Source organism: Novosphingobium resinovorum, assembly GCF_001742225.1.
In the GTDB taxonomy this organism is placed as follows: domain Bacteria; phylum Pseudomonadota; class Alphaproteobacteria; order Sphingomonadales; family Sphingomonadaceae; genus Novosphingobium; species Novosphingobium resinovorum_A.
This window is the reverse complement of record NZ_CP017079.1, coordinates 14,624-41,331: the sequence shown is the minus strand read 5'-3', so window position 1 is coordinate 41,331 and position 26,708 is coordinate 14,624. Positions and strand designations below refer to the sequence as shown.

23 protein-coding genes and 1 pseudogene are annotated in these 26,708 nt (G+C 63.1%); 11 read left to right on the top strand and 13 right to left on the bottom strand.

Going from position 1 to position 26,708, the window contains the following annotated elements:
- Nucleotides 1-221: 221 nt before the first annotated feature.
- The 7 genes from BES08_RS31380 to BES08_RS31350 form a co-directional block, all read right to left on the bottom strand.
- Nucleotides 222-1,997, bottom strand: coding sequence for a ParB/RepB/Spo0J family partition protein (locus tag BES08_RS31380; protein WP_059153608.1), 1,776 nt, complete (start codon nucleotides 1,995-1,997; stop codon nucleotides 222-224).
- A gap of 282 nt (nucleotides 1,998-2,279) precedes the next feature.
- Nucleotides 2,280-2,600 carry a hypothetical protein gene (locus BES08_RS31375; protein WP_020819818.1) on the bottom strand — a complete coding sequence of 107 codons (321 nt, stop codon included), beginning with the start codon at nucleotides 2,598-2,600 and terminating at the stop codon, nucleotides 2,280-2,282.
- Between the two features lie 116 nt (nucleotides 2,601-2,716).
- Nucleotides 2,717-3,307, bottom strand: coding sequence for a thermonuclease family protein (locus BES08_RS31370; protein WP_020819817.1), 591 nt, complete (start codon nucleotides 3,305-3,307; stop codon nucleotides 2,717-2,719).
- Nucleotides 3,301-4,137 carry a DUF7146 domain-containing protein gene (locus BES08_RS31365; protein ID WP_231958570.1) on the bottom strand — a complete coding sequence of 279 codons (837 nt, stop codon included), beginning with the start codon at nucleotides 4,135-4,137 and terminating at the stop codon, nucleotides 3,301-3,303. Before BES08_RS31365 ends, BES08_RS31370 begins: the two co-directional genes overlap by 7 nt.
- 156 nt (nucleotides 4,138-4,293) lie before the next feature.
- The gene (locus BES08_RS31360) at nucleotides 4,294-5,076 is read right to left on the bottom strand and encodes a hypothetical protein (RefSeq protein ID WP_059153610.1); all 783 of its coding nucleotides are present in this window, start codon (nucleotides 5,074-5,076) and stop codon (nucleotides 4,294-4,296) included.
- A gap of 358 nt (nucleotides 5,077-5,434) precedes the next feature.
- Nucleotides 5,435-8,440 carry a Tn3 family transposase gene (locus BES08_RS31355; protein ID WP_006960593.1) on the bottom strand — a complete coding sequence of 1,002 codons (3,006 nt, stop codon included), beginning with the start codon at nucleotides 8,438-8,440 and terminating at the stop codon, nucleotides 5,435-5,437.
- A gap of 8 nt (nucleotides 8,441-8,448) precedes the next feature.
- Nucleotides 8,449-9,066 (bottom strand): recombinase family protein, encoded by a 618-nt coding sequence (locus BES08_RS31350; protein ID WP_006960595.1) that lies wholly within the window; start codon nucleotides 9,064-9,066, stop codon nucleotides 8,449-8,451.
- 216 nt (nucleotides 9,067-9,282) lie between these two features.
- Between BES08_RS31350 and BES08_RS31345 the strand changes: the two genes are divergently transcribed.
- Both BES08_RS31345 and BES08_RS31340 read left to right on the top strand, forming a co-directional pair.
- A complete protein-coding gene (locus BES08_RS31345; protein WP_054434835.1) occupies nucleotides 9,283-9,675 on the top strand; it encodes a hypothetical protein in 393 nt (130 codons plus the stop codon).
- A 72-nt stretch (nucleotides 9,676-9,747) separates the two neighbouring features.
- Nucleotides 9,748-10,065, top strand: a pseudogene (locus tag BES08_RS31340) (histidine phosphatase family protein); the annotation flags it as partial.
- On the opposite strand, the gene BES08_RS31335 reads toward BES08_RS31340, so the two are convergent.
- From BES08_RS31335 to BES08_RS31325, 3 genes are all read right to left on the bottom strand, one after another.
- Nucleotides 10,062-11,030, bottom strand: coding sequence for a tyrosine-type recombinase/integrase (locus BES08_RS31335; protein WP_008831330.1), 969 nt, complete (start codon nucleotides 11,028-11,030; stop codon nucleotides 10,062-10,064). The pseudogene BES08_RS31340 and the gene BES08_RS31335 overlap by 4 nt on opposite strands.
- The gene (locus BES08_RS31330) at nucleotides 11,027-11,422 is read right to left on the bottom strand and encodes a hypothetical protein (protein ID WP_008831331.1); all 396 of its coding nucleotides are present in this window, start codon (nucleotides 11,420-11,422) and stop codon (nucleotides 11,027-11,029) included. Before BES08_RS31330 ends, BES08_RS31335 begins: the two co-directional genes overlap by 4 nt.
- Before the next feature lie 124 nt (nucleotides 11,423-11,546).
- Entirely contained in the window at nucleotides 11,547-11,927 is a 381-nt protein-coding gene (locus tag BES08_RS31325) for a winged helix-turn-helix transcriptional regulator (protein WP_030092864.1), read from the bottom strand.
- A 146-nt stretch (nucleotides 11,928-12,073) separates the two neighbouring features.
- Between BES08_RS31325 and BES08_RS31320 the strand changes: the two genes are divergently transcribed.
- On the top strand, nucleotides 12,074-12,961 hold the full coding sequence (locus tag BES08_RS31320) for an SDR family oxidoreductase (protein ID WP_030092863.1): 888 nt from the start codon (nucleotides 12,074-12,076) through the stop codon (nucleotides 12,959-12,961).
- A 237-nt stretch (nucleotides 12,962-13,198) separates the two neighbouring features.
- Here BES08_RS31320 and BES08_RS33535 read toward each other — a convergent pair whose 3' ends face one another.
- Entirely contained in the window at nucleotides 13,199-13,795 is a 597-nt protein-coding gene (locus BES08_RS33535; RefSeq protein ID WP_069710411.1) for a TetR/AcrR family transcriptional regulator, read from the bottom strand.
- Nucleotides 13,796-13,931: 136 nt separating this feature from the next.
- Here BES08_RS33535 and BES08_RS31310 point away from each other — a divergent pair, with 136 nt between their 5' ends.
- From BES08_RS31310 to BES08_RS34450, 8 genes are read left to right on the top strand one after another with little or no spacing between them, the layout of a single operon-like run.
- A complete protein-coding gene (locus BES08_RS31310) occupies nucleotides 13,932-15,335 on the top strand; it encodes an efflux transporter outer membrane subunit (protein WP_037522124.1) in 1,404 nt (467 codons plus the stop codon).
- 14 nt (nucleotides 15,336-15,349) lie between these two features.
- On the top strand, nucleotides 15,350-16,516 hold the full coding sequence (locus tag BES08_RS31305; RefSeq protein ID WP_080727322.1) for an HlyD family secretion protein: 1,167 nt from the start codon (nucleotides 15,350-15,352) through the stop codon (nucleotides 16,514-16,516).
- A gap of 20 nt (nucleotides 16,517-16,536) precedes the next feature.
- Nucleotides 16,537-18,081, top strand: coding sequence for a DHA2 family efflux MFS transporter permease subunit (locus BES08_RS31300; RefSeq protein WP_037522126.1), 1,545 nt, complete (start codon nucleotides 16,537-16,539; stop codon nucleotides 18,079-18,081).
- Between the two features lie 24 nt (nucleotides 18,082-18,105).
- Entirely contained in the window at nucleotides 18,106-18,834 is a 729-nt protein-coding gene (locus tag BES08_RS31295; RefSeq protein ID WP_155276492.1) for a TetR/AcrR family transcriptional regulator, read from the top strand.
- Nucleotides 18,824-19,306, top strand: a complete 483-nt coding sequence (locus BES08_RS31290; protein ID WP_007686174.1) for a hypothetical protein — start codon at nucleotides 18,824-18,826, stop codon at nucleotides 19,304-19,306. Before BES08_RS31295 ends, BES08_RS31290 begins: the two co-directional genes overlap by 11 nt.
- Nucleotides 19,303-20,109 carry an SDR family NAD(P)-dependent oxidoreductase gene (locus BES08_RS31285; RefSeq protein ID WP_007686172.1) on the top strand — a complete coding sequence of 269 codons (807 nt, stop codon included), beginning with the start codon at nucleotides 19,303-19,305 and terminating at the stop codon, nucleotides 20,107-20,109. The genes BES08_RS31290 and BES08_RS31285 overlap by 4 nt, the downstream gene beginning before the upstream one ends.
- A 50-nt stretch (nucleotides 20,110-20,159) precedes the next feature.
- Nucleotides 20,160-21,449, top strand: a complete 1,290-nt coding sequence (locus tag BES08_RS31280) for an NAD(P)/FAD-dependent oxidoreductase (protein WP_007686170.1) — start codon at nucleotides 20,160-20,162, stop codon at nucleotides 21,447-21,449.
- 1 nt (nucleotide 21,450) lies between these two features.
- Nucleotides 21,451-22,659, top strand: coding sequence for a phospholipase A (locus BES08_RS34450; RefSeq protein ID WP_231923484.1), 1,209 nt, complete (start codon nucleotides 21,451-21,453; stop codon nucleotides 22,657-22,659).
- A gap of 47 nt (nucleotides 22,660-22,706) precedes the next feature.
- Here the strand turns inward: BES08_RS34450 and BES08_RS31265 are convergent, their stop codons facing one another.
- Together BES08_RS31265 and traA are read right to left on the bottom strand one after the other, a co-directional pair.
- Nucleotides 22,707-23,444, bottom strand: coding sequence for a DUF6118 family protein (locus BES08_RS31265; RefSeq protein ID WP_007686165.1), 738 nt, complete (start codon nucleotides 23,442-23,444; stop codon nucleotides 22,707-22,709).
- Nucleotides 23,445-23,451: 7 nt separating this feature from the next.
- A complete protein-coding gene (gene traA / locus BES08_RS31260; protein WP_007686163.1) occupies nucleotides 23,452-26,583 on the bottom strand; it encodes a Ti-type conjugative transfer relaxase TraA in 3,132 nt (1,043 codons plus the stop codon).
- Nucleotides 26,584-26,708 lie beyond the last annotated feature (125 nt).

Here is a 26,708-nt window from a genome sequence, read left to right as displayed (position 1 = left end):
GCGTGCAACCCGGTCCTGTCGATTATGCTTCGGGAACGAAAGGGCGGGTGCCCTTGGTGTTCCCCCGGTGGCAGCTGCCACCACCGGCAACGCGCGGCCCTAGCCGCTCATTATACGCGGCCGATTTTACCGGCTGCGTTCTGTAAAATGGGTGCGGTGGCAGCTGCCACCGCCCCGCAAGTTTGCGGGGAGCGCGGGAGTGAAGCGCGCTCCCCATGCCGTCATGCCGCTTGGCTTTCGCTATCAGCGGCATCGGGCAAGGCAGAGGGTCGAAGGGCGGGGGGCAGGATGCGCCGCCCCGCAAGGCGCTCGTTGACCGTCAAGGCAAGATCAGAGCGCTTCATGGTCTGGCAATTCTCTGCGGCGTCGTTGCCGCAACCTTCGGCCAGCAGCTTCAAGAGCGTGGCCTTGCTAAGCTGGTCATAGAATACCTGATTGGGTTCCCACTTGTCGGCCATGTCGATCTGCGCGGCCCCGACGATCTGCGCCAGCTGGCGGTCGCGGTCGCTATGGAACGAAAGGCTCGTGATCTGCGAGGCCACGCAGTAGGCCAGCAGCCGCAATTTCGCTTCGCTGTCCATCTGGCGCATGTCGTCCAGCGTGGGTGTCTCGGCCAAGCGGGCAAGATCGGCCCCCGCGATTTCGTCAATGTCGGCAATCGTGGAATGGCCCATGATCGCCTCGTCAACATGGAAGCGGTTCTTCTCGGCGGTGATTTCGGCGGCTTGTTGCCACGAATAGGAGTTGCCGCGAACCTGCCCCAATAGGCCCGTCAAGAGCACGTCCAGCGCCAGCTCCGGGTCGCTGGCAAGGGCTTCCCGAACCGCCATCGTGCGGATGCCGCCCAGCTGATCCATGACCTTCTGCGAGTAGTCGGGCCGGGGAGGCTTGGGGCCATCGGCGGCGGTGCCCTTGGCGCTGCGCGTGAACGCAACCTGTTCGATACCGTCATGCCCGATGAAGACGATAAGCGAGTGCTCGGCCTTCTGCTCGGCGGTGAAGACGCGGCAAGCCGATACGATAGCGTCCTGCTTGCGGGTCAGGGCGCGCAACTCGTCGTCATAGTCGTGCTCGTCCTCGTCCACCTCGCTTTCCCGCTTGGCGATTGCCGCCTCGATCTCGACCAGCTGCGCGGTTTCTTCCTCGGTCGGATGGCGCTCGCCAGCGGGTTCCAGATGGCCGCGCATCCAGTAGGAATCAGGCCGGTAGAGCTGCCCTTCTGCATCGCGCCAGCCATCTTCGCGCGCCGCCTTGGCGATGGCGTCGAGCCGATCTTGCACAAGGTCCATGACAAGGCCCGCATCATCGCAATAGCGACGTTCTCCGAAAAGATCGGTGGTGAAGGTGCCGCCTGCGGCGCAATAGGCTTCCTCGCCTACAATGCGAAAATGCTTGTCGGTATCGGCAACCTTCTCCTGGGTGAGCATGGCGCGGATTTGGTGGGCGTTGTCGCCGGTGCGCTTGAAAACCTCAAGCTGGCGGTCCTGATCGTCTGTCAGCGCGAAAGCCTGCGCCGCGCCCATGCCGATTTCGTCTTTCTGGAAGGCTTTGAGAATGGTCGGGTGCAGCGCCGCCAGCTTCAACACGCGGCGGACATAGGCGGGGGAGACGCCGAACGATGCTGCAACATCGTCAACGTCTTTGCCGCTGTCGATGATCGCCCGATAGGCGGCGATGGCATCGGCGGGGTGCATGTCCTCACGCTGCGCGTTCTCGGCAAGAGAGATTTCCAGCGCCTCGTCCTTGCTGCGGATTTCAACGGGAACCTCGAAAGTGCCGGGGATGGTCTTTGCCTTCTGCAACAGCTTCAAGGCCCGGTAGCGCCGCCCTCCAGCGCAAATCTTGATCTTGCCGTCCTCATCATAGCCGATCAGGTTTTGCAGCACGCCCCGCGCCTGAATGTCGGCTGCGAGGGCTTCAATTTCCTTGGGCTTCACCTTCCGCACGTTGAGGTCGGAAAGCGCCAGCTTGTTCAGTTGGATGGTCTGGATGGTCATTTTTCACTCCTTTAGGCGAAGCCGCTGCCTGCGGCCTGCGGCTCTGACCCGCTGGCGAAGCGCGGGATGGGGAGGGGGAAGCAAAATCGATGGGAGTGGTGCGGGCGGCGCGACTAGGGAGGCCCCGGCGCGCGTGAGCGCGCCGGAACTGGCCGAACTTGTCGAGCAACCCGGTCCTGTCGATTATGCTTCGGGAACGAAAGGGCGGGTGCCCTTGGTGTTCCCCCCCGGTGGCAGCTGCCACCACCGGCAAGGCGCGGCCCAGGGCCGCACATTTAGCGGCTAGAGAATGGCGAGAGCGAGAACCGCAACGATTGATCCGCACAATGCGGACAAGAGCATCAGGCGTGTCGTCGCGGCATTGATCGCGATCGCAGCGCCGGCACAGGCCCATAGCAGCGCAATCGTGGGTCCAGCGCGGTAGATAAGGAAGCCGATATAGCTGTTCGGCAGGAGCCGCGGATAATCGACGATCAGGCGTGCAACGATACCGCCGCCTGCGAGAATGAGCGCGGCGATCAGCCATGCCGCGATTGCCTCGACGCGCGGCGATGCACTGTGCCTGGGCGCGGCCTGCATCGTCGTTCGCATCGCATCATTCATGCTAATCTTCCCTTATAGCCCTGACCGTCACCCGAATGGGCGGAGACGGCTTTGCTGGCTCCGTGGAGCCGCGCGGCGCAGCCGTGGGGTGGAATAGGGCAGGTTCCCGGCTCCGATCATTTGCACTTGTTCGGCAACTGGCCCCTCTCGATCGCCAGATTCCTCATCGCCTCGTAATCGACACCCCAAAGGCCTCGCCGCTCGTCGGCTGCATCTTTCATGAAACGGGCATAGGCCAGCCCTGAATGTTGCCTGTAATCAACGGCATATCCATGGCGCACCATCGTTGCCGAAACAGATGCCCCATTCGACCGAAACCGGCACGACAGGTTAGACCGGCCCCAGCTTGTCCGCCGCGTGTTGCATATCGGCTCGATCGTCAGCTTTTCGTCCTGAAAATCGCTGGTGCAATCCATGCCGCCATTTTGCTTCACCAGCTCTTCCAAATAGAGCTGCGCTGCGATCTTGGGCACATTGCCCTTACCGTCCTCATCCGGCGCATCGATTCCCGACAACCGCACCCGCTTTTTATCGAGCGTTTCGAGCGTATCGCCGTCGATAATGCGCGGGTTCTCGACGTGGATCGAAACTGGCTCGCTATTCCTTGCTTGCATCTGATTGAACAGCGCACCGAACGCGAAAACAGAGAGAATCGGCAACGCGATTTGCTGATTTCGCGGCCATTTTTTGAAACCTCGGATCAGCACCTGGCTTTCTCCTGAAGAATGTCGTTCCAGTCCATCGGCGCCGGGGCTGGCGGGAGGATGATTTTCAATTCGCGGTCGTTGGCAGTGAGGTGGCCGCGCGCGTCCTCTATGGCCTGTGCCGCTTCCTGGCCGTGTTGCGAGTAGATGACGATTTTGCGGATGCGTTCGGGGATCGCGATCAGGCCATAGCGGCGAATGCCGCCCGCGCCCCATACCTTAAATTTCCCGGCGCTAAGCTGGGACACGGAAACGGCTTCCTCGAAGCCTTCCGCGAGGCGCAGCACGTCGCCGGGTGGCTGGCCGCCGATCCGCATGGCGGCATGTCGGACCAGGCCAAGCGTCAATTTCGCCTCGCGCAGCGCCGCATGGTAGCGTTTCTCGCCGGTTGCTGGATCGAGCAAGATCCGCTGCACGGCGATTATGCCTTCATCGGCCTCGAACGGCACGAGAAGGGCAGGATGCTCTTCGCGGGCATCGGGCGGGCCAACGATGCAGCGCGGTGCGAAGCGAACCTTGAGGCCGGTCGGGTCGATTGCGCGCGAACGCAGATAGCGTTCAGCCGCGGTGCCCGCGATCGGCACGGCGGAATCCCATAGTTGCAGGGCGAGCTTCCGGCGCGAGGGTTCAGGCGCGCGATCGACCGTCTCGCCGCTGGTGTGACGATTGATTTTGCGGCTGTTGAGCGCGGACCATACGGCTTCCTGGCTGCAACCGGCCCAACATTTGAACAGGACGGCCTTCTTGCCGGGGGTGACTTGGAGCGACGGATTGCGGTCGTTGTGGGCTGGGCAGCAAACCATGCCATATGAGCCGCGCCAGTGGCCGCCCATATCCGCTACGATCCGACGTGCGCGTGCTTCGACGTCCATCTGCATCGAACTTCTTTCGTCAACGGTATCCCTACATTGGGATTTATACACATTTCACGGAGGCGGGCAAACGGCCGGGATATATGCCAATATCGCGCATGGCCCGACTAGGGCCATTCAATATAAATATCTCCGCCGGTTATCTTCACTTGCGGATGACTCACGTTCTTTCGCCTCAATCGCTTCGCCCAAGCTGGCGAGAATATCGGCCAGCTCGCGCTTGTCCCGCTCTTCACGGGTTAGCTCCCATAGGGGCAGCTGATCCCTCATGCGCTCCATGTCGCGCGCCGCCTCGATCTGGCGATACTGTTCGCAAGCGGGGGCTGGGTCAGCCGCGATGCCGCGACGGCGGCGAGCGGCGAAGATTTTGGAGAGGAAGGCGGGGAAGAGGAAGCGATAGGCGTTCGTGGCCTGCTTGATGCGCGGGCCAGCGCCTTGCGCTTCTTGATCGGGAACCGGCTCGTAGCGCCGGAACCAGTCGATAATGCGCGCCTCTTTGAGGCGCGAAAGCGTCTGAACGACGCAATTTTTGCTGAGGCCGGTTCCCTCCATGATGGTGTGAAGGCTGGGGAACAACGCGCCGGTGCTATAGTCGATGACGCGGGCCAGGAACTCGATAATCTGGATGCCGGCCTGTCCGATCGCACCGTTACGAATGCGCGGCGTGGTTGTCCGCCGCTGCGCGAGCGTCTGCCGCTCGTAGAGCTTTGCGGCTTCGATCATCTCGCGCATCTGGCGAGCATTGCGGATCGGCGTGTAGGCCTTCGCCCGCTTCTCGTGGCCTACGGCGATGCTGCCGGCCCAGACTTTGACGCGCGGTTTTTCGGCACGCGCTAGCAAGGCGCGGTCGATCTTGGCGAGGCCAGTGCTACGCAGCACGGCGCCTATGGAAGTGGTCATGCGGACCTCCCTTCGTCGGTCCCGCGAGGCCAAGCGCCATCGCTCCCGAAAGCACGCTTTCGAGATTGACTTTCGCTGCCGCACCACCGATAAAGGGAGCCAAGTTAGACGCGCTCACCTTCGGTGGCACAAACAGCCCTCGCTCAGCCAAGCGAGGGTTTTTTGTTGCCCTGTCGCCTCGGGGAGCCACCCCGCACGCAACAGATGAATCGCCGACTCCAAGGCGGAATCAGCGCGTCATAACTGGCTCAAGTTTAAGGGGTTGGCAAGAATAAGCGTGCGCGCACGCTTATAAGGCCCAGTCGGCCCCAAGCTGGGGTTTGAGTAGCAACGGAACAGAAAACCTACATAAGGGGCTTCAAGCATCGTCGATACCTGTGGCACCAGGATCGCGTAGCGGCCTCAACTCGCCGCGCGCCACGATGTCGGGAATGGTGAAGGCATAGCGCCCGAGCATGTTGATGTGCCTGGAACCAAGCGGCGAGAGGCGGGCGACGTCCTCGTCCAGGATCACATGGCCTTCGGCGCGTAGCTGGCTGACCGCCGCGTCGATGTAGATCGTGTTCCAGAGCACGACCAGGTTGACGACGAGCCCGAGCGCGCCGAGCTGATCCTCCTGCCCTTCGCGGTAGCGCTGGCGAAGTTCACCGCGCTTGCCGTGGAATATGGTGCGGGCAAGCAGGTGGCGGCTCTCGCCGCGATTGAGCTGGACCAGGATCCGGCGCCGGTAGGTTTCGTCGTCGATGAACCGCAGCATGTAGAGTGACTTGATGAGGCGGCCAAGCTCCTGAAGGGCACGTGCCAGCCTGGTGGGGCGATCATTGGTCTGAAGGACACGGGTGAGATCGGTCGCGCGCACGACGCCGAGTTTGAGCGATCCGGCCAGTCGAAGGAGATCATCCCAATGTTCGACAATCAGCCTGGTGTTGATCCTATTCGCGGCGAGGTCATCCAGCACGCCATAATCGGCCTTGCCATCGACACGCCAGAACCGCGCGCCGCCAATGTCGGCGATGCGCGGCGAGAACTGGAGCCCGAGCAGGTGAAAAATGCCGAAGATCGTGTCGGTGTAGCCGGCTGTGTCGGTCATGATCTCGCCTGGCCGCAATTCGGTTTCCTGGTCGAGCACGACGGCAAGCAGATAGAGGCTGTCGCGCAACGTGCCGGGCACCGTCAGAGCATTCAGCCCGGAAAAGCGATCAGAAACCAGATTGTACCAGGTGATGCCGCGTTCGCGCCCGAAATAGCGCGGGTTTGGGCCGGCGTGGATCGTGCGGACTGGCACGGTGAAACGCAGTCCATCGGCAGAGGCGACCTCGCCGCTGCCCCAAACGCGGGCCAGTGGTATCCTGTTATGGGCCGCGACCAGCAGCGCGTTGGCTGTGGTCAGCGTCTCGGCGCGGATGAAGTTCTGCTTCACCCAGCTCAACCGTGACCGGCGCAGCGCGGACACCTCGGGACGGACAAGCGGTTCGAATCCGGTATTGGTGGCCTCCGCGACAAGCACCGCGCAGATCGTCGTCGCTATATCCTCGGCGCGTGCATTGCCTTCGCTGGCATGCGTGAACGCCGCCGCGAAACCGGTTCGCGCATGCATCTCCAGGATCAGCTCGGGAAGATCCAGCTGCGGCAAGCGCGCGTCGATTGCCCTATGGAGATCGGTGAGGCTGAGTGGCTCGTCGATCCTGTCGAGCGGTGCGATCGACAGGTCGGCGCCGCTCGCCGTTTTCGTGATGGTCACGGCATCGTTGTCCGGTACGCGCGCCGCTGTCTCGCGGTAGGCGAGATCGAGCCGCGCGGACAGCCTGGCGATCTCCTCGTCGCCAGCGACCGCCACGCCGACCGTGCGGCATACCGTCGGTCGCGCCGCTTCCCAGGCGGCTCCTGTCAGCAGGCCTTTGCGCGGGTCGGCGTAGCGAAGCGAGCGAACAGGAAAGACGTCGCGACGGCGAATGGCGCGGCGTAGCCGGTCGAGCGTACAAAGCCGGTATCCGGTCAGATCGAATGTACCGTCATCACTCTTCAACTGGCGCGCCCACCCCTTGGGGACGAACGATGTTGGTGGCGGTCCACGGCGCTTCTCGCCCCTGTGAACTCTTCGCAGGTGGTCGACCGCGTCGAGCAGCGGCTGTCCTGCGGGCGCGGCTGCAAGATCGAGCGCTGCCAGCATCTTCGGCAGATAGCGCATCGTCCCGGCCTGCTGGCGCAACTCGACAAAATAGCTCTCGTCGTTCGGCCGCGCGAGAAGGTTCACCTGTGCGACGGCGTCGGTCAGCGCTGCCCGGTCGACGAGCGCGAACACGGCCGCGCGCACCTGCGCATCGCTGATGCTATCATCGAGCAGCACGACGCCGGCATCGCGAAGCCGGAGCGATGCGGCATCGAGATCACGCAGCGAACGCATCCGAGCATCCCTGGCGTTGATGCGCGCGTTGGAAAACATTCTGGTCGACACGACGTCGAACAGGTCGATGACATCGTCGCTGGCCGACGCTTCGAGGGTGCGGATGAACGCGACGAGGGTGGCAGCGCGCCGATCGTCGGGGAGGCGGGCCACCGCCTGCGCCCGCGCCGCACCGGCAAATCGCGCCAATGCGACCGCCTTGCCGGGTGGCACCCGGTCAAGTTCGGGCAAGCCCGCTGTGAACGTGCGGATTTCGGTAAGGCGATCAACGGCGCGGCTGATCTCGGGTCCGCTTTGCAGGTATGGACCGTCACGCAGTCGATCGAGCGGGCTTTGCCGCCCGTCGCCAATAACGGCGACCAGCGTGTCGAGCCGGGCGCGTTGCTCTGACGTCAGCCTGTCGATGAGACGGCGATGAACGTGTGTGGCGACCCGTGTGCGGACTCGTGCGATATCGCGCTCGAGGACGGACAGCCCTGGCAACAGCACCTTGGATTCAATCAGCCACGTCGCCGCTGCATCGAAGAGCGCCGATGGCCGATCGGTGCCCGTCCAGCACAGCGCGTACAGGAAACGATGCAATCGGAACGCGATGCGTGGATCGGAGAAAACCTGGTAGCCATAATGGTCGCGGATGCGCGGGCCGTGCCGCCATCGTCCCTTGGTCGCGCAATATTGCGCCATCCGTTCGCACGGCTCGTCGATCGCCAGCTGGCTGCCTGCGAACCGCATGACCGACGCCGGTGTCTGTGCCGGATCTTCGAGAAAGGTACCGAGCAACCGCAAAGAGCCAAGCTGTACCGCAACGCCGAGCCTGTTGTGATCGCCGCGGTGCGCGCCGATGAACATCCGGTCTGCATCGTCGAGATGAAAATGGCGCGCCAACTGGTCCGATGTAGGATCGCCGGCGAAGCGACCATAGCGCCGTGCCTGCTCGTCCGAGAGAAAGCTGACCGGCACTGCTCGGCCTATGCTGCTATTTTAGGCCGAACCCCGCGCTTGCCCAGCAATTCGCTGGCCCGCTCTCGCGGCTGACCTTTCGCATCGACATAAGCATAAAGCGTCGACACTGACACGCCGAGTTGGAGTGCAACATCGCGTGCGGCATTGTCGCGATCCGCCGTCAGCGCCATCGCGGCCTTCAGCTTCTGCTTCGTCATGACCCGCGGCCGACCACCTGCACGGCCTCGCGCCCTGGCCGCGGCCAGCCCCGCCATTGTACGCTCATGGGTCAGATCGCGCTCGAACTCGGCCAGGGTAGCGAAAATACCGAACACCAACCGGCCCGTAACGGTCGTCGTGTCGATATCGCCGGTCAGCACCTTAAGGCCGATCCCGCGCTTCTGCAGATCGCCGACCAGCCCAACGACGTGGGGTAGCGACCGTCCGATCCGGTCGAGCTTCCAGACTACGAGGGTGTCGCCATCACGCATGATGTCGAGTGCCTTGTCGAGCCCAGCCCGTTCGGTCGCACGGCCCGAGCACACGTCGTCGAATACCCGGTCGCATCCGGCACGATCCAGCGCATCGCGTTGTAGATCGAGATTTTGCTCGCCTGTCGACACCCGCATATATCCGATCAGCATCGACGCCCGCTCCTTCTTGCATTAATCTATCGAAGGATGGGTTTACCGGCTATAGGTTTCTGGATGGGTAGATGTGAGATTGAGGGTCATCCAGCGGTCCGATCGTAATCGCCGGCCCGCTTCGCATCAAACCGGGGTTTGTTGTGACGTTCAGGCAAGGCTTTTGTGGATGCCACCGGTGGAGCATGGGGGAAAATCTCTTGCGAGCGAAACGTGATGACTGACAACGACGACCACCAGGATGTCGCGGACCTGCCGCCAGAAGATAAAATGGGCTTTGCTGTTCCGAAGACACCGACCCACTCGCTCATGCTTTTGAACAGCTACATGCGGACCGACATGCTGCAACACATCCATTTGCGCCTTCATAAGATGAGGGATGAGAATGGACCTGGTTCGCCGTTGCATCATATGGCGAAAAGCCTCGAACAGGTTATCGACACCTGGGACGGCATCAATCTGTTCGAGTGCTTTACCCGAAACCGATTCTACATCGATCCGGATTACGAGTTTCGGCCGGAGCAGGATTACCTCCACGACATCAGGCTGATGAAGCATCACCTCAAATGTCACAGGAAAATGATCAAGGACCTGGATAGCTGGCGCTAACTAACCGAGCTATGCGGGAAAAGTCGGCTGATCCCTTATGTAGGTTTTCTGTTCCGTTGATACTCAAACCCCGAACGCTATTGGCGCGAGGCCGATCCTGACTACTGCGACGGGGAAGGGGCGGAGAGTTTCAGCACCCTGTTACGGCGCTGCGAGGCGGCGCTAACGCGCCTCGCCGCCATGCCTGCGGGATCGCTGGCCTATGTGTTCGGGCATGGGCAGTTCATCCAGGCCGCGCGCGCGATCGTCGCCGACGCCCATCTGGACGATCGGGCCAAGATGCGCGCTTTCTGGCGCAAGGGCGAGCCGCCCGCGATCGGCAACGCGCAGCGGGTAGGGTTTCATTGGCAGGGCGACCGCTGGACCTGCGCGCCCGCGCTCGCCGCCTAGATCAACACGCGCTCCACCTCGTCCAGCGTCACGTCATCGGGGCGGCGGTCATAGAGCTGGGTGGTGCGCGTCGAGCTATGGTTCGCCATCGTCGCGGCCGTCTCCAACGTGCCGCCATTCTTCAAATAGGTGGTGATCCCGGTCGCGCGGAAACTGTGGTTGCCGATCGCCGTCCCGATCCCGGCCGCCGCCGCGCGCCGGCGCACCATCGCGAAGGCGTTGGCTTGGGGCAGGGGGGTATCGCTTAGTCGCTTAGTGCTGCGCGCGATCGTGCGGAATAGCGGCCCCTTGCGGTCCTCGCGCAGCTCGCAACCGTCGATATAGGCGGTTAGATAATCCTCTAGATTGTGGTGGCAGGGCATTTCATGGCGCTTGCCGCCTTTCTCATGCAGGCGGACCCATAGCCGCCGATTCTGCATGAACACGTCCTCGACCCGCATCGCCAGCGCCGCGCCGATCCGCGCGAAGCTATAGACCATGAGACCGATCAGCGCGCGGTCGCGCAGGCCCGCATGGGTGGTCACGTCGATGCTGTCGAGCAACCGCCGCGCCTCGTCGGGGGCCAGTACCGGCGTCTTGCCGCGCCGCTGGCTATGCGCCGGCCCGCGCACCGATCCGGCCGGGTTCGCCGGCACGGCATGACCCGTCACCAGCCAGTCGAACAGGTGGCGCACGCCGGCGAGCTGCTGCTTGACGCTGGGGGCGGCCAGCTCGCGCCCCAGCGCCTCGACCCAGGCCGCGACATGAAGCGGCTGCACCTGGGCGAGCGAGGCGACGCCGCGCGCCTCGCACCAGGCCAGGAAGTCGCCGGCCGCCCGCGCATAGGCGCGGCGTGTATGCGGATTGCGGATGGTGACGGCGAAGAACTCAAGGAATCGAAGCTGCGCGCGCTCGTCGGCCGCCGCGATCAGCGCCGGCAACGCCAGCGCGGGCGCGGGCGCGGGGAGGGGGGCGAGCTGGTTCATCGCGCGATCTTCTCCCATCGCGCCGGCGCGGGACGCGGCGCGGCCATCTTGCGGCGCAGCTCGTCGAACACCTCGTCGGCGTCGCGGACGCGGCCAGCCTCCGCGTCCTCAAGGCCGCGCTTTATCGACCCGTCCAATATCCGGCGTAGCAGCTCGTCGCGTAAATCGTGGTGCGGCTCCATGTCGATGAAGTTCTTGACGATCGCGAACACCGCCTCGGAAGGATCGGCGAACATGCCGCGCTCGATCCGCTCCAACAGCCAGTCGGCCTGATCGCCGGTAAGATACGCCTCGAAGCGCAAGCCGCCCGCGCGGGCCTGCTCGCGCAGCGCCTTGGCCTGGTCGCGCTCGGCATAGTTGTCGGCGAAAGCCGTGTCCTCGTCCTGGTCCATATCGCTCCCTTTCGGCGGTGGATCTCGGGACCGTTTAAACGGCTCCATCGGATCGCCATGAGTGTGTGATAAAGGACATTATCATACATAGAACGAGGCGTGAATCCCGCATGTCGCATTCCGGCTATTCAGCTATCGCGTCGAACCGGTCTCGAGCCTCACGCACAGCCATGTGGTTCTGGTCAGCCCATTCGATAAGGGCCAGCAAGGGTTGGAACATCGAGTGGCCCAAAGGGGTCAGGCTATATTCCACCTTGGGCGGCGTGCTGGGGACGACCAGCCTGTGAACGTAGCCATCCCTCTGCAATTCACGCAGGGTCTGCGTCAGCATGCGTTGCGAAATGTCGAACACAAGTCGGCGGATCTCGCTGAAACGGCGCGGGCGTTCCGCAAGCACGATCAGCAGGAGCGAAGACCATTTGCCGCTCAGATTGGCCAGGACGTCCCGTACCGGGCAATTATCCAGGTTGCCGCCATGCGCGCGACGTATCTCGTCGAGCTTCATGCCCCCGTCAACATTGAACACCGCGATGCCGGTGGTTCCCTTCGCGTAACCAGCTTCCATAAAACTGCCTTCTTTACAGGAGTTGAACTCAGTTTAACATCATAGTCTCAATAAGAGACCTAATCTAGCAGCAGGAATATCCCTTCATGAGTGAAACGATCCTCGTCACCGGCGCAACCGGCCAGCTCGGCCAGCGCGTGGTTCACCATCTCCTGGAGACCCAAGGTGTGGCGCCTGAGAGCCTGATCCTGCTGAGCCGTGATCCAGGCAAGTTGTCTGACCTCAGCGCAAGGGGTGTCCAGGCGAGGATCGGAGACTTCGACGACGCAGCGTCGCTGGGCCAAGCCTTCGACGGTGCCGATCGCATTCTCATCATCTCCACGGATGCTGTCGGCGAGCCGGGCAAGAGGTTGCGTCAGCATCTTGCAGCCGTTTCGGCCGCAGCCACAGCAGGTGCGCATATTGCCTACACCTCGATGCTGGCGCCCGAACCGGGTAATCCGGTGCTCTTCGCGCCCGATCATTATGGCACCGAGCAAGCGATCAAGGAAACGGGTCGTCCCTACACGATTTTCCGTAATGGCTGGTATCAGGAGAATCTCCTGATGACTTTGCCGCAGGCGATCAAGATGGGGACGCTCTACACATCGGCAGGCGAAGGCCGGACCTCTCATATTGCGCGAGAGGACGTCGCTCGCGCTATTGCCGCCTCGCTGGCGTCCGGTTCTACGGAGAGCATCACCTATCAGTTGACCGGCCCCGAGGCGCTGACGACCACCGATGTCGCCGCATTGGCGGGCGAGGTCGCAGGCAAGCAGATTCCGGTCGTCAACCTCACCGACGAGCAGTTACTGGAGGGCATCAAGGCGGCCGGCGTCCCGGAGGGCTTCGCGCGGCTTCTGGTGTCCTTCGACGCCAACGCACGCACCGGCAGCAACTCCCTCGTTACCGATGACGTGGCAACGCTTTCCGGACAACAGCCCCTCCCACTTCGGGCTTTTCTGGAGAGCAGCAAGGCCGCGCTTATCGCATAGCAACCGCTTCGCGATGCACCGGCAGGGGCGAGATCAGCAGTCAGTTCTTCGGCCGCCCCATCGATCTCGCTCATGCACCTGTTCAACACCATCCGCCCTCTCGATCCATGCCGCGAAGTCGGACGGTGCGGCCAGATCTAGAGGGCGGATGGCGCTGCACTTCAACGCCGCGATCGTCTCAGGCCGTTGCGCATTCACCAAGCATGGCGCGATCCTTAGCGATTGTTGTTCATTCTCTCACTGGACGGAATAAGCCCTAAGGAAGACGTCCACGGCGTCCGCGACGGATGCAGCCATTTTTCCCTTGGTTTTGGCTCCCCAAAGCAGAGGTTCTACATATCCCGCTTCAAGCAGGCCCTTGAGGTGGATCGCGATCAACATGGGATCGGTGGCGGCCAATATCCCTCTATCCTGCAACTGTTGCACATAGGCCGCCACTTCTTCCCATGCTCGCATTGGCCCGCGCGCATAGAGGCTTGCCCCTAGTTTGCTGTTCGCGCCCTCGGCGATCGCAGTCCGGGTAATGGCGAGCGTCTCCGGTGCGGTGATGAAACGCAGATAGGCCTCCCCAAAGCGCTGGAGCACCGTCCTTACATCATCATTTGGGGCGTCGAGCATATCCACGACCTGCTGGCCCTGCGTTTCGATGGCATTGAACATGGCGGCTGCGAACAGTTCGTCCTTGGACCGGAAATAATTGTAGAGCGTCGCTTTGGAGCCGCCCATCCGAGCCGATATTTCGGCCATGCTGGCCCGCTCGTAGCCGACCTCCTGAAACAGCTGTGTCGCGGTCTCCAGGATCGCCTCTCGCCGCATCTCGGTTTTCAAACGCATCGATTTTTCCTTTTCTGAACCCAACTGTACAGTTTTCCATTGACGAGACAAGGCCGAATCAATATCCGACCGTACAGTTCGGTTATTCAGGAGTCGTCTCGTGGCCCCAATGCTCTCATCCCGGCGAAAAAGACGGATGGCCTTCGCCTGTCTCGCCACCACCATCCTGTTGGCCGGCTGCGCCATTCCGCCACCGAAAGGCGATCTCAAGCCCATTGCCCGGCCCGAGAGTTATGCGGCCACCGAGAGCTTCGCGACCGCCACGCAAGCGCAATGGCCTTCGGACGGCTGGTGGAAGGCCTATGGCGATTCGCAGCTCGACGGGCTGATTGAGGAGGGCTTGGCCGGAGCCACTGACCTGCGTGTTGCCGAGGCGCGCTTCGAGCGCGCCCGCGCGCTTGTCGGGCAGGCGCGTAGCAACCTGCTGCCTTCCGTCAGCGCCAGCGTGGAAGGTGGCGTCACCCAGCAAAGCGACAATTATCTCTTTCCTGAGGGTTTTGCGCCGCGCGGTTGGCCCGATTACGGGCAAGGAAGCCTCAGTCTGAACTGGGAGCTTGATTTCTGGGGCAAGAACCGGGCGGCGCTGGCAGCAGCGAAGGCTGAAGCCGAAGCGGCGGGCGCGGAAGCTGCCGCAACCCGCCTGGCCGTATCCGCCGGGATCGCCGACGCTTATGCCGACCTTGCCGGCCTCTATGCCGAACGGGACGCGGCAGAAGAAGCGATCAAGGTCCGCGGTCAAACGCACGAACTCATGATCGGCCGCAAGAAGCAGGGGCTGGAGAATGACGGTGCGATACAGCGTGCCGCCTCGGCCCTGGCGACCGCGCAAGGCGAAATCGCCTCTCTCGATGAAAATATCGCGCTGACCCGCAACCGCATCGCCGCGCTGATGGGCGCGGGGCCTGACCGGGGGCTTGCTATCGCCCGCCCCGCAATTTCCAGAGTGGCGAGTGCCGGCCTTCCCGCCAATATCCCCGCTGAATTGATCGGGCGTCGCCCGGACATCATCGCGGCGCGCTTGCGGGCAGGTGCTTCGGACAGCCGCATCAGGCAAGCCCGCGCTTCCTTCTATCCCAGCGTCAATCTGACCGGCCTGATCGGTTTGCAGGCGCTCGGCATCGACAATGTCTTCAGCTCTGGATCGGACTTTGGATCGGCAGCCCCCGCCGTGACCCTGCCGATCCTCGACGGCGGCCGCCTGCGCGCGCAATATCGCGGGGCAGAATCAGACTATAAGGCCGCCGTCGCTCAATATGACGGCACGCTCGTCCAGGCATTGCGCGAAGTTGCCGATGCCGCCACCAGCCAGCGCGCGCTCGGCACAAGACTGGATCGTGCCAAAGCCGCAGAACAAGCGGCACAAGCCGCGTGGACCGTCGCCAACAATCGCTATCGTGGCGGCCTCGCCACCTATCTCGATGTTCTCGCCGCCGAAGACTCGCTGATTTCCACCCGGCGGACTGCCGCCGTCCTGCAAACCCGTGCCTTTAGCCTCGACGTCGCGCTGGTCCGCGCGCTCGGCGGCGGCTTTCGTTCCTGAAGGATGCTCCAGCCATGACCACTGTCACTCACGTCGTCGAACATGACATCATCACCACCACCGAGGTGGAAAGCGCCGATGAAGAAACCGCCCGCAAGGCCAAAAGGAAAAAGGGTTTCACCGGTCTCGTCGCGGCCGTGCTGCTGCTTGGCGGCGGCTATTATGCCTATGACTATTTCGTCGCTTCACGCCATGCGGTGACCGACAACGCCTATGTCGGCGCCAATGTCGCCCAGGTCACACCGCTGATCGGCGGGCCGGTGCGCGAAGTGCTTGTCGATGACACGCAGAAGGTGAAGCGCGGCGACATATTGCTGCGCCTCGACGATACCGACGCAAAACTGGCGGTTGCGCGGGCTGAGGCGCAACTGGCGCTGACCGAGCGCAAGGTGCGTGGCCTTATCGCCACCGATAGCGGTCTTGGCGCGCAAATCGCCTCGCGCGCCGCCGACCAAGCCCGCGCCGACGCCCAGCTTGCCGCCGCCCGCGGCGAACTCGACAAGGCCAGGATCGATCTTCAGCGCCGTGAGGCGCTGGTCGCCTCCGGCTCTGTTTCCGGCGACGAACTGACGACGGCGCGCAACGCCCACACCACGGCCCTTGCCAATGTGAAGGCCGCAGAGGCTGCCCGCTCACAGGCTTCGGCGAACCGGCTCACCGCTGTGGGAGACCGGGATGCGAACAAGGCGCTGATCGCCGACACCACTGTCGAAAACAATCCCGAAGTGCTGGCTGCGCGCACGGCGCTGGATCAGGCCCGGATCGATCTCGATCGCACGATCATCCGCGCACCGGTCGACGGCATCGTTTCCAAACGCCAGGTACAGGTCGGTCAGCGGGTGTCGTCAGGCCAGACGTTGATGGTCGTGGTGCCGGTTCAGGCGGCCTATGTCGACGCCAATTTCAAGGAAGTCCAGCTTGCCAAGGTTCGCCCGGGCCAGTCGGTGACGCTCATCTCCGACCTGTATGGCGACAATGTCGAATATAAAGGCAAGGTGATCGGCTTCTCCGGCGGCACGGGTTCCGCTTTCGCGGTGGTTCCCGCGCAAAATGCGACCGGCAACTGGATCAAGGTGGTCCAGCGCCTGCCCGTGCGCATTGCGCTCGATCCCAAACAACTGGCCGAGCATCCCTTGCAGGTCGGGCTGTCGATGACCGCCGATATCGATCTTTCCAACTGAGCCGCAAGGGAGACGCCCAGATGGCAAGCGCCACTGCACATGCCGGAGACGATGCGCCGCCGCTGACAGGCGGCAAACTGATGATAGCGGCGCTTGCCATCGCCTTCGCCAATTTCCTAGTCGTTCTGGACACGACCATCGCCAATGTCTCGGTCCCGACCATTGCCGGGGCGTTGGGCGTATCCTCGACGCAGGGTACATGGGTCATCACCTCCTATGCGGTCGCGGAAGCGATCACCGTGCCGCTGACGGGGTGGCTGTCCAACCGGTTCGGCGCGCAGCGAGTGTTCATCACCTGCTATCTGGCGTTCGCGGTCCTTTCCTTCGTCTGCGGTCTGTCGACTTCGCTGGGGATGCTGATCGGCGGGCGCGTCCTGCTGGGTTTGTTCGGCGGTCTCATCATGCCGCTCTCGCAGATGCTGCTGCTGCGCATTTTCCCACCCGAAAAGGCGACGCTGGCCACGGTCCTGTGGGCGATGACGACGTTGATCGGGCCGGTTGCAGGGCCTATTCTGGGCGGCATCATCTGCGACACCATCGGCTGGCAGTGGATCTTCTTCGTCAAGATTCCCTTCGCCGCGGCAGGCGGACTGATCGTGCTTTATCTCCTCAAGGGACGCAAGGACGAGACGGCGAAGGCCCCGATCGACAAGATCGGGCTGGCGCTGCTCGTCGTGTGGGTGGCGGCGTTGCAGATCGTTCTCGACGAAGGCCGCAACCATGACTGGTTCGCCTCGCCCATGGTCCTCGCCATGGCCATCGTCGCTGTAATCGGGTTCGTCGCTTTTCTTATCTACGAACTGACCGAGAAAAACCCGATCGTCGATTTGCGGATTTTCCGGCATCGCGGCTTCTCCGCAACTGTGCTGACTTATGCCGTGGGGTTCGGCGCCTTCAATGCGACCATCGTCATCCTTCCGCTCTGGCTTCAGCAGAATATGGGCTACACCGCCACCTGGGCCGGCTATGCAACCGGGCTCATGGGCATCCTCGCGGTCATGTCCGCGCCCGGCGTCGGCAAGGCCGTCGAGAAATACGATCCGCGTCTCATCATTTGCTTAGGGATCATCGGCCTAGGCCTGATGACCACCTGGCGGATGAGCTTCAACAGTGAAGTCACCTTCTTCCAGATGGCGTGGCCGACCCTCCTGACAGGGCCGTTCATGGTGATGTTCTTCGTGCCGATCACGGGACTCGCCATTGCGACAGTCAATCCCGATGAGACGGCGAACGCTGCTGGCATGTCCAACTTCCTAAGAACGCTGGCCGGTGCGTTCGCAACATCGCTTGTCCAGACCCGCTGGGCCAACGCGACGCGAGAAAACCAGACCGAACTGGCCGGCGCCATGCACCAGGGACAATCGACCCTGGATGGCATGATCGCGGGCGGCGCATCCCCGGAATCGGCGAGGGTCATGCTGACCAATATCGTCGAAGGGCAAAGCGTCATGCTGGCAACCCTCAATACGTTCGCGGCGATTGTAATGTGCTTCGCCGTCGCTGCCGCCCTCATCTGGCTTGCGCCCAAGCCCAAGGGACCGATCGATACCAACGCGGGTCACTGACAGGGGCCAGGAGGAATTCGGTTTGTGAAATGGAAGAAACCTATGTCGAATAAGGAGGGAGCGGCGATCCGTCCGGTCGCGCAAAGCTCCAGGCGTGCGGAGCGGAAGGAAGAGCGGCGGCGCCTGCTTATCGCCGCAGCCCGCTCGGTCTTTCACGAAAAGGGATTCGCCGCAGCCACCATCGACGACATCATGGCTCGCACCGGTGGGTCGCGCGGAACGCTCTATGGCCATTTCGACGGCAAGCTCGCTCTTTTCGAGGCGATTGTCGAGGAAGAGGCCGAGCGCTTCGCGCAGGCCGTCACCGAAACCATCGCGCCCGCCGCCAGCGGCGATCTCGATGCCATGGCGGAACGGTTGATCGCCGTCGCCACCAGCGAGGAAACGATCGATCTGTTGCGGATGGTGATTGCCGAGCGGCAGCATTATCCGGGTATCGGGGAAATCTATCGCCAGATCGTACCCAGGATCCAGGCATGGATGCGCCGTATGTTCCGTGAACAGACTGGTGCCTCGTTCTGCCGTGACGAAGCCGCGTCGGATTTTCTGGCGGACATGTTCCTCGCCATCGTTCTGGCCGACACACAAATGGGTATCCTGACCGGAATAACCGGCGACCGGCTCGACAAGACGCATCTTATTCGAACGCGCCAGCGTCTCAAGGCCTTGCTCGCCCTGCGAGATCATTTGGGCGCGGACAGGCTGTCCGAGCTCGCCGCTCTCGCGCAACAGGACATTGAAGATGGCCGATGAATGCATCGCGGACTGGGAAGTAATCTCCGCCCGCATCCATGATCTTTGGGTGGACCGCCTCGACAACTATGATCGCGCGATGCGGGGCGATCTTCATGATATCGGCATTCTTGTCCGCGACGAGTTTGCCCTTGGTGATCGGAAGGCCGAACAGGCCATCACCCGATGGACAGCGGAAAATCGGCCCCGATCCCTGCTCAACGCGCAATGGCAGCGCTTTCGCACGGCGATGCAGGATCGGTGGGAGCCTCAAACGCCATTCGATCCGGACAACCGCGATGACCTGAATGCCGCGCGCAATCTCGTGATCCACGATATCGACGAGTTGCTCAACCGGATGATCGAACACTATCGTCTCACCGAGACCACCGCCGCTGTCCAGGTCAATGACTGGCTCAATCTCGTTCGCGTCCTCACCGAGAACCAGCCTCGCAAACGCCTCTCGCCGCGCTGGACCCGTTCCCCGCAATGAATGAAATCAAGGAGCCTGTGATGAATATTTCCGAAACCGTGCCGATGGAACGGCGCAGAGCCATTGTTGTGGGCGCCGCCGGCGGGATCGGCAGTGACATATGCCGGCGCATGGCGCTGGAAGGGTATCGCGTCGTCGTTGCAGACTATAATGAAGACCGAGCCCGTGAAGTCTTGCGCACTTTGGCGGGCGAGGGCCACGACGTAAGCGTGTTCGATGTCACAAAAGATAGGGCGGTGGATGCCGCATTCGATAGCATCGAGGCGGATGGGCCGGCCAGCGTGCTGGTGGTGGCGTCCGGCGGCGCTCCCGTGAACCCGGATAATCCTCATCCCAATATTGCGACGACGGCCACCGAGGACTGGAACCGGGGTATCGCTCTGAACCTCAGCGGGGTTTTCTTCTGTATTCGCAAATTTGCCCAGTTGCGTCTGGCCCGCCCTCTTGAGCACAGCCGGATCATAACGATGACCTCGGGAACCGGCCAGCTTGCGGTAAGCCCGGCCAACCCCGCCTATGTGGCGTCAAAGGCCGCGCTGATCGGCCTCACCCGTCAGGTCGCCTACGATCTGGCTCACGCCAACATCACCGTCAACACCATCGCTCCAGGCGTGGTCGGAACACCGGAATTCTACCGCAATACGAGCGAAGAATTCAGGGCACAAACCGCGCGATCTGCATTGCTCAACCGTTTGGGGACGCCCGAGGAAGTCGGCTTTGGCGTCGTGTTCCTGGCATCGCCGCAGGCGTCCTACATCACTGGAACCACGCTGGATATCAATGGCGGCGCACACATGCACTGAAGCGCCCGGCGGCGATCATTGCTGCCGGCCAGGTCAGAAGGATTGAAACGATGAGCCCGCGCAAAAACATCCTGATCGTCGGTGGCGGTGTGGCCGGACTCGACCTTGCGGGCCAACTGGCGGGCGCCCCGGCGAAGCGGCTGGGCCTTGACATACGCCTCATAGATCGTGAGCCGGCCCATGTCTGGAAGCCCATGCTCCATACGATCGCGGCCGGAACGGCCGACACCGGCGCCAACCAGACCGCCTATCTGGTTCAGGCTCAGCAGCGTGGCTTCCGTTTCGAGATGGGCGAAGTGATGGCCGTCGACCGCGCAGCGAAGCAAGTCCTTCTGGCGCCGCTCGTCGTCGATGGGGCGGAGATTCTCCCCGCGCGCAGCCTGCCCTATGACAAGCTGGTGCTGGCTGCGGGAAGCCGAGCCAACGACTTCGGCACACCCGGCGTCGTAGAGCATTGCATGACGATCGATTGCCGGCGCGAAGCCATTGCCTTCAGCGAGCGGCTGCGTGTCGCAATGCTTCAGGCGATCGCCTCGAACGACCATCTTTCGATTGCTATCGTTGGGGCTGGCGCGACCGGGGTAGAGCTTGCCTCCGAACTGGTGCGGCTGGCCGATGTGCTGGAACAGCATGGCGCTTCGGGAGCGCGAAGCGGGCTGAAAATATACCTTATCGAATCTCAGCCGCGCATTCTCGGCCCCTTTCCCGAGCGCGTAGCGCATGCCGCGCACACGGTCCTGGAGTCGCTGGGCATCGAGGTGTTGACGCAGGCGCGCGTTCTGGCGGGCGATGCCGATGGGTTCCAGCTTGCCGATGGACGCAGGATCGAGGCATCCATCAAACTCTGGGCGGCCGGGGTGCGTGCGCCCGAGTTTGTCGCTGCGATAGATGGCCTGGACCACAGCAGGCTCGGGCAGGTCATCGTAAACCCGAATTTGGCGACACCCAATGACCCCGATATCTTCGCGCTGGGCGACTGTGCGAGTGTCATGCTTCCGGACCGCGAGAGTCCATTGCCGACCACGGCCCAAGCAGCCTATCAGCAGAGCGTTTATCTTGGCCGCACTTTGCCTACAATATTGGAAGGAAAGCCCGTGCCGCCATTTCGCTACCATGACTTCGGGTCATTGGTGTCGCTCGGCGGTTATGACGCTTATGGGACGCTTGGCCGCTTCGGGTTGTTCCGGGGTGGGTTCCTGCACGGGCGCATGGCGCAGCTTGGGCATGCGCTGCTCTATCGGCGGCATCAGGCGCGAATTTATGGACCGGTTCGCGGTAGCCTGCTGTGGCTTGCCGATACCCTCGACACCTCGGTGCGCCGGCGCGAGCGCCTGGCCTGACATGGGCCGCCTTCACCAACGAAGCTGCCTGATCCTCGGTGCATTCTGGCTTGTTCTTCCCGGCACCGTGTGGGCTTCACCGCCCGACATGGAAGTTCTACTGACCGGCCAGGTAGAAACCGATGCCAGTGGCGAACAGGTCGTTGCACTGCGCTTTCTGAACCGGACTGACAGACAAGAAATCCTCGCCCTGCCGGACAGGATCGAAGCGAAAGTCCGGCAGGAGAATCGTGAACGCACGCTCCTGTTGGCGCGCGCTAACGATACAGAGCCGCATCTTGCCATCGACGCGCATGGATTTGGGCAGGCCCATTATCGCCTGCCCGCAAATGAACCCCTCGTCAGAGCCATGGTCTCCATTCCTGCCTGGTCAACTCAGGAGGTGGTGCTTGCGCCCATTGTGAAGACCGCTACGCATGAGGCCGAAAATCGCTCGAATCCGAATGCACCGATTCTTCCACCGCCACCTACCGACAGAAAAGCCGGCAACGCCTTTGTGGACAATCTCGACCTGTATGAACCCATCTATGCCGTTTACGGGCCAGGCACCGACAGCGAAGCTCGCATTCAACTGAGCTTCAAATATCGCCTGTTCGGAGCCTCGGCGAACAGCCAGACGTCTTCCAATTGGCGAGACGGGCTGTACCTCGCCTACACCCAGAGAATGTTCTGGGACCTTGAAAGCAAATCCTCCCCGTTCCGCAACATCGATTTCCAGCCCGAACTTATCTACATCACACCGACAGTTGGCCTTACCGGCGACATCGCCATGACCGTGCAGGCGGGTATTCGTCATGAGTCCAACGGGCGGGACGGTCCCCAGTCGCGCAGCATCAACAGCATCTACATCGCTCCAATGGCAACCCTTCCGATCGCCGGCGATTACAGGCTAACATTCGCCCCCAGGCTTTCCCTGTATGTCGGTAACAAATCCGACAATCCGGATATCGTCCATTATCGCGGACATGCCGGATTGTTCATGGAGGTCGGAGAGGATAATGGACTGCGCCTCTCCACCTCCACCCGTTTCAACTTCGGTTCGGGCAAAGGGGCTGTCAATGCCGACCTGTCCTATCCGTTGCCCCGTCTCCTCGGCGGTGGTCCCGATCTCTATCTCTTCGCCCAGTCCTTCTACGGCTATGGTGAAAATCTGCTCGATTATAACCGGCGCACCCGCCGGTTACGTATAGGCGTTGCTCTCGTGCGATAATCTTGAGGCGACGCCACAGTCTTTCTCTCGCAGAGTTCATGCCGGTATCACCTTCCGCCATCGGGCCTGACCTCGATCGTGCAGCGCACCGGCTTTTTCGCCTTGTCAGCCTGCTCGCGGCATTTCTGCACCGCCTCGCGGTTGCCATCGACGAGCGGCGAGGCCGCGACGATCAACGCCCAGCTCTCGGGCGCGGCGGTCTGCATCAACCGTTGCCCCGCATCCCACATCGTCGGTTCGCCAAGCGCGTGCATCGCCCGCCGCTCGGGCCAGTGCCAACTCGCCGGCATCATCCGCGCGACCGGGCCGGCGAGCGCCGCATAGAGCAGCATCCCCAGCGCCGCGCCCCCCAGCCCGGTCCCGATCAGCCAGCGGTTTTGCACATCGCCGCGCCGTGCGGATGCGAGCCGGTTGCCGACCTCGCGCGCGGCCTGGTCCAGTCCTGTCCGGGCTTCGGCGATCAGCCGTTGATCCTCGCGACGGGCATGGAGCGCCGCCGATACGATCTCGCCCGCCATGTTGTGAGGCGTCATCGACAGGAGAGGACTTTTGGCGATGGGGTCGATCTGCTGCACCAGCACCCCCAGCACCTTTTCGGTGCGGGCCAGCGTCGGCTCGTAATCGGGTATCTCGATGGACTCGCGCGTAGCAGCCAGCCCCGCGATCGCGGCGCGCAGCAACCCGACCTCGCCATGCACCGACGCCAACCGATCCTCGACCCGCGCGAACGCCAGCGCCGGATCGTCACCAGCATCGGGTTCGCGATATTCATCCTCGTCCATCATCCTCTCCCTATCGGCTCAATCCGCGATCGTGACTGATCCCCAACCCCCGCGACAGCTCGCGCCCAAGCTCGCGGCCCGGACTCATTCCGATCTCAAGCCCCAGCTCGCGGGTGCGACCGCGCAGGATCGATTCCACCTGGGGATCGCGCTCAAGGCTTTTCGCCATGCCCGCCATCTCCTGCCCGAGCGTCTTGCGGCCCGCCATGTCGCCGGCGCGATAAAGCCGGTCGCGATCCTGGGAGAGCTGTTGCCAGCGTTCCACGAACCGATCGGCGCGCAAGTTCGGATCGGCCCGCACGCGCGCCTCTTGGCGTATCGCCTCGATCATCGGGCCGCTGCGCCCCGCCGCCGCCTCGCGCAGCAAGCCGGAATCGCGCTTCATCGCCTCGGCCATATCGTCCGAAGCTCGCGGCCGGAGCGTGTCGAGCGCCTGAACCGCGCGCTCGAGCGCGACCTTCTGATGTTCCAGCACCGGCCCGCCCGACGCCCGCGCCTGCAACACCGCCTCCGCCGAACGCGAGGCCCGCTCGACCGCGCGCCGGAAATCGCGATCCTGGCCCTGCTCGGCCCGCGCGGGCAATTCCTTCGCCGGCTCCGGCGTCGGCGTGCGCTGGGGCAGTTTCAGCCCGTCAAACATGCCCCGCTTGGGAGCCGGCTTTTCCTTCGCACCCTGTGCTGGCTCGGCCGCCTTCACCGGCGCGGCCGACAGCTTCAAGCCGTCGAACATACCGCGCCGCGACTGACGCTCGGCCGCGGCCTTCGCCTCGCCGGCACCGCGGTCGCCGCCAATATCGGGCGTGCGGGAATCCTCGCCCATCTGGCGTGAAGTTCCCGCGCGGGGCGCGAGGATCTCCACGCCCTTCCGCTCGGGTGCATCCGCAACGCGGATCTCACCCGACAGCCCGCGCCGATCGGCGAAGGATTGCGCCTCGGCATCGCGATCCCGATACATCGGATAGTCGGACGCCATATCCTTCGCCCGCTCGCGCGACAGCGTGCGGACAAGCCGGCGATCGTCGGCGAAGTCATCGCGGCCGTAATGGAGCTGCACCCCGTCGCGATGCCGGGACAGCGCCACATAGGCCGAATGGCGGTCCATGCCGGGGGTCGCCAGCACATGCGCCCGATCGACCGTCACGCCCTGCGATTTGTGGATGGTCGCCGCATAGCCATGATCGACATGGGCATAATCTTTCAGGTCGAACGCGACTTGACGGCCATCGTCCAACTTCACCGCCATGCTGTCGGGCGACACGCGCTCGACCTTGCCCAGCGTGCCGTTCTTCACCCCAAGGCCGCGATCGTTCTTGAGGAACATGATGCGGTCGCCGGTCGCGAACTCCCGCGCGCCCCGCTCGGCCGACACGCGCACGTCCTGGCCCAGCTCGCCGGCGTCGCGCAGCCGATCGCGCGCAGCCAGGTTCAGGTCGCGCACCTCGGCATTGGTATGGGTGAGGATGATCCGCGTCTTGTCGGGATCGGCGATGCGAGCGCGATCCCAGCCCTCCACAAGGCTTTCCCGCGCAGCCTCGCGCGTCTCGGCCGCGTGGACCATGCCATGCTCGGCATAGGCATGGATCGCCTCGCCGGTGCGGCCTGTTGCGAGCGCCCGCGTGGCGTCTTTCTGCCAGTCCTCATGCTGCCGGCGAACATCGCTGATCTCGGCCGCGCCGTAGCGCTCGGCCAGCGATCGGAACGCAGCGCCAGCCTCGATCGCCTGCAACTGCTCGGCGTCGCCGACAAGGATCACCTTGGCCCCTGCCCGTTCGGCCTCGGACAGCACCCGCTCCATCTGGCGCGTGCCGATCATGCCGGCCTCGTCAATCACCAGCACGTCGCGCGGACCTAGCAGCTCGCGGCCCTGCTCCCACTGATATTCCATGCTGGCGATCGTGCGCGAGGCGATACCGGAACCGCCCTCAAGCCCCTCGGCCGCGATCCCCGACAAGGCCGCACCGCGCACCTGATAGCCCGCCCGCTCCCATTCGTCGCGCGCAACGCCCAGCATGGTCGATTTGCCGGTGCCGGCATAGCCGACGACAATTGCCAAGTCGTTCTTGCCGGTGATATGCGCGAGCGCGTCCTTCTGCTGGCTTCCCAGCGCAAGGCCAACCCTCTCGGCGGTGTCTCGCCCCCCCATTTTAGACGCCGCCGGGAGACCATGCCCGGCCCGATCCGCTAGGCCGTAGCCGGCGCGCTCCAACCGCTGCTCGGTGTCGATCATCTCGCGCGACGTGAACCGGTCCTCGCCGCGTCCGTCCTTCCCCAGCGCTACCAGCTCGGGCGAGGTCCGCACCGCGCTCATCACCTGATCGAACTGGTCCTTGCCGTCGCTATGCCGGAACGCGAACTGCGCCAGGTCGCGCCGCGTGAACGTCGCCTGTTGGCGCGTGATCGCGTCGAGCGCGATTTGCGGATTGGCGATGATCTTCTCGCCATTCTCCCGCGCGATCCGGGCATGGTCCTCGACCCGCTCGGCCTCAAGCCCCTGTTCGGGCATACGCGACGCCGCCGGCCCGATCTTGTGCTGCGGCTCAAGCTCGATCCCCTGCGCCTCATAGCTGCGATGATCTATGCGCGCGTCTATATCCAGTTCGGCGAGGCGCTCGTTCACATGATCGGCCCACGCCTCGCGCCACTCCTGCAACAGCGCCGTGCTGTTCCACTCGCGCACCTTCTGGCCGAAGCCCTCCAGCCCTACCTCGCGCATCGACAGCATGACATGCGCGTGTGGCTTGGATTGCCCGTCCTTTCCCAAGTCCCAATGCACGTTCATGTCCGCGACCATGCCGCGCTCGACAAACTGCTTTTCGACAAAATCGCGGGCGAGCCGGATGCCCTCTTTCTGGTCCAGCTCGCGCGGAATCGAGAACTCGACTTCGCGGGCGAGCTGCGCGTCCTTGCGTTTCTCGCCCGCCTCGACCTCGTTCCATAGGGTCGCGCGATCGTTTAAACGCTCCGGTGTACCTTCGGGTAACATGATTTCCGAATGGACGACGCCGGCCTTGTTCGAGAAATCATGGTCGCGTCCTAGCCGGTCGTCGTGCAGCCGTTCCGCCGCACGATAGGCCGCGCTGGCAACGGCGCTCGATCCGTTGGCGCGACTGATGACCTTGGCCGAGAAATGGTAGATCGCCATGACGGCCGCTATACTGCCTTTCTTAGCGCACGTCGGCAACGACGTATAAGCGCGCACTCACACTCTCTGCCGTTCGCATGATTGACTTTGCCGCATTTTTTATCCGGAGCTGCTGTCCTGTCACC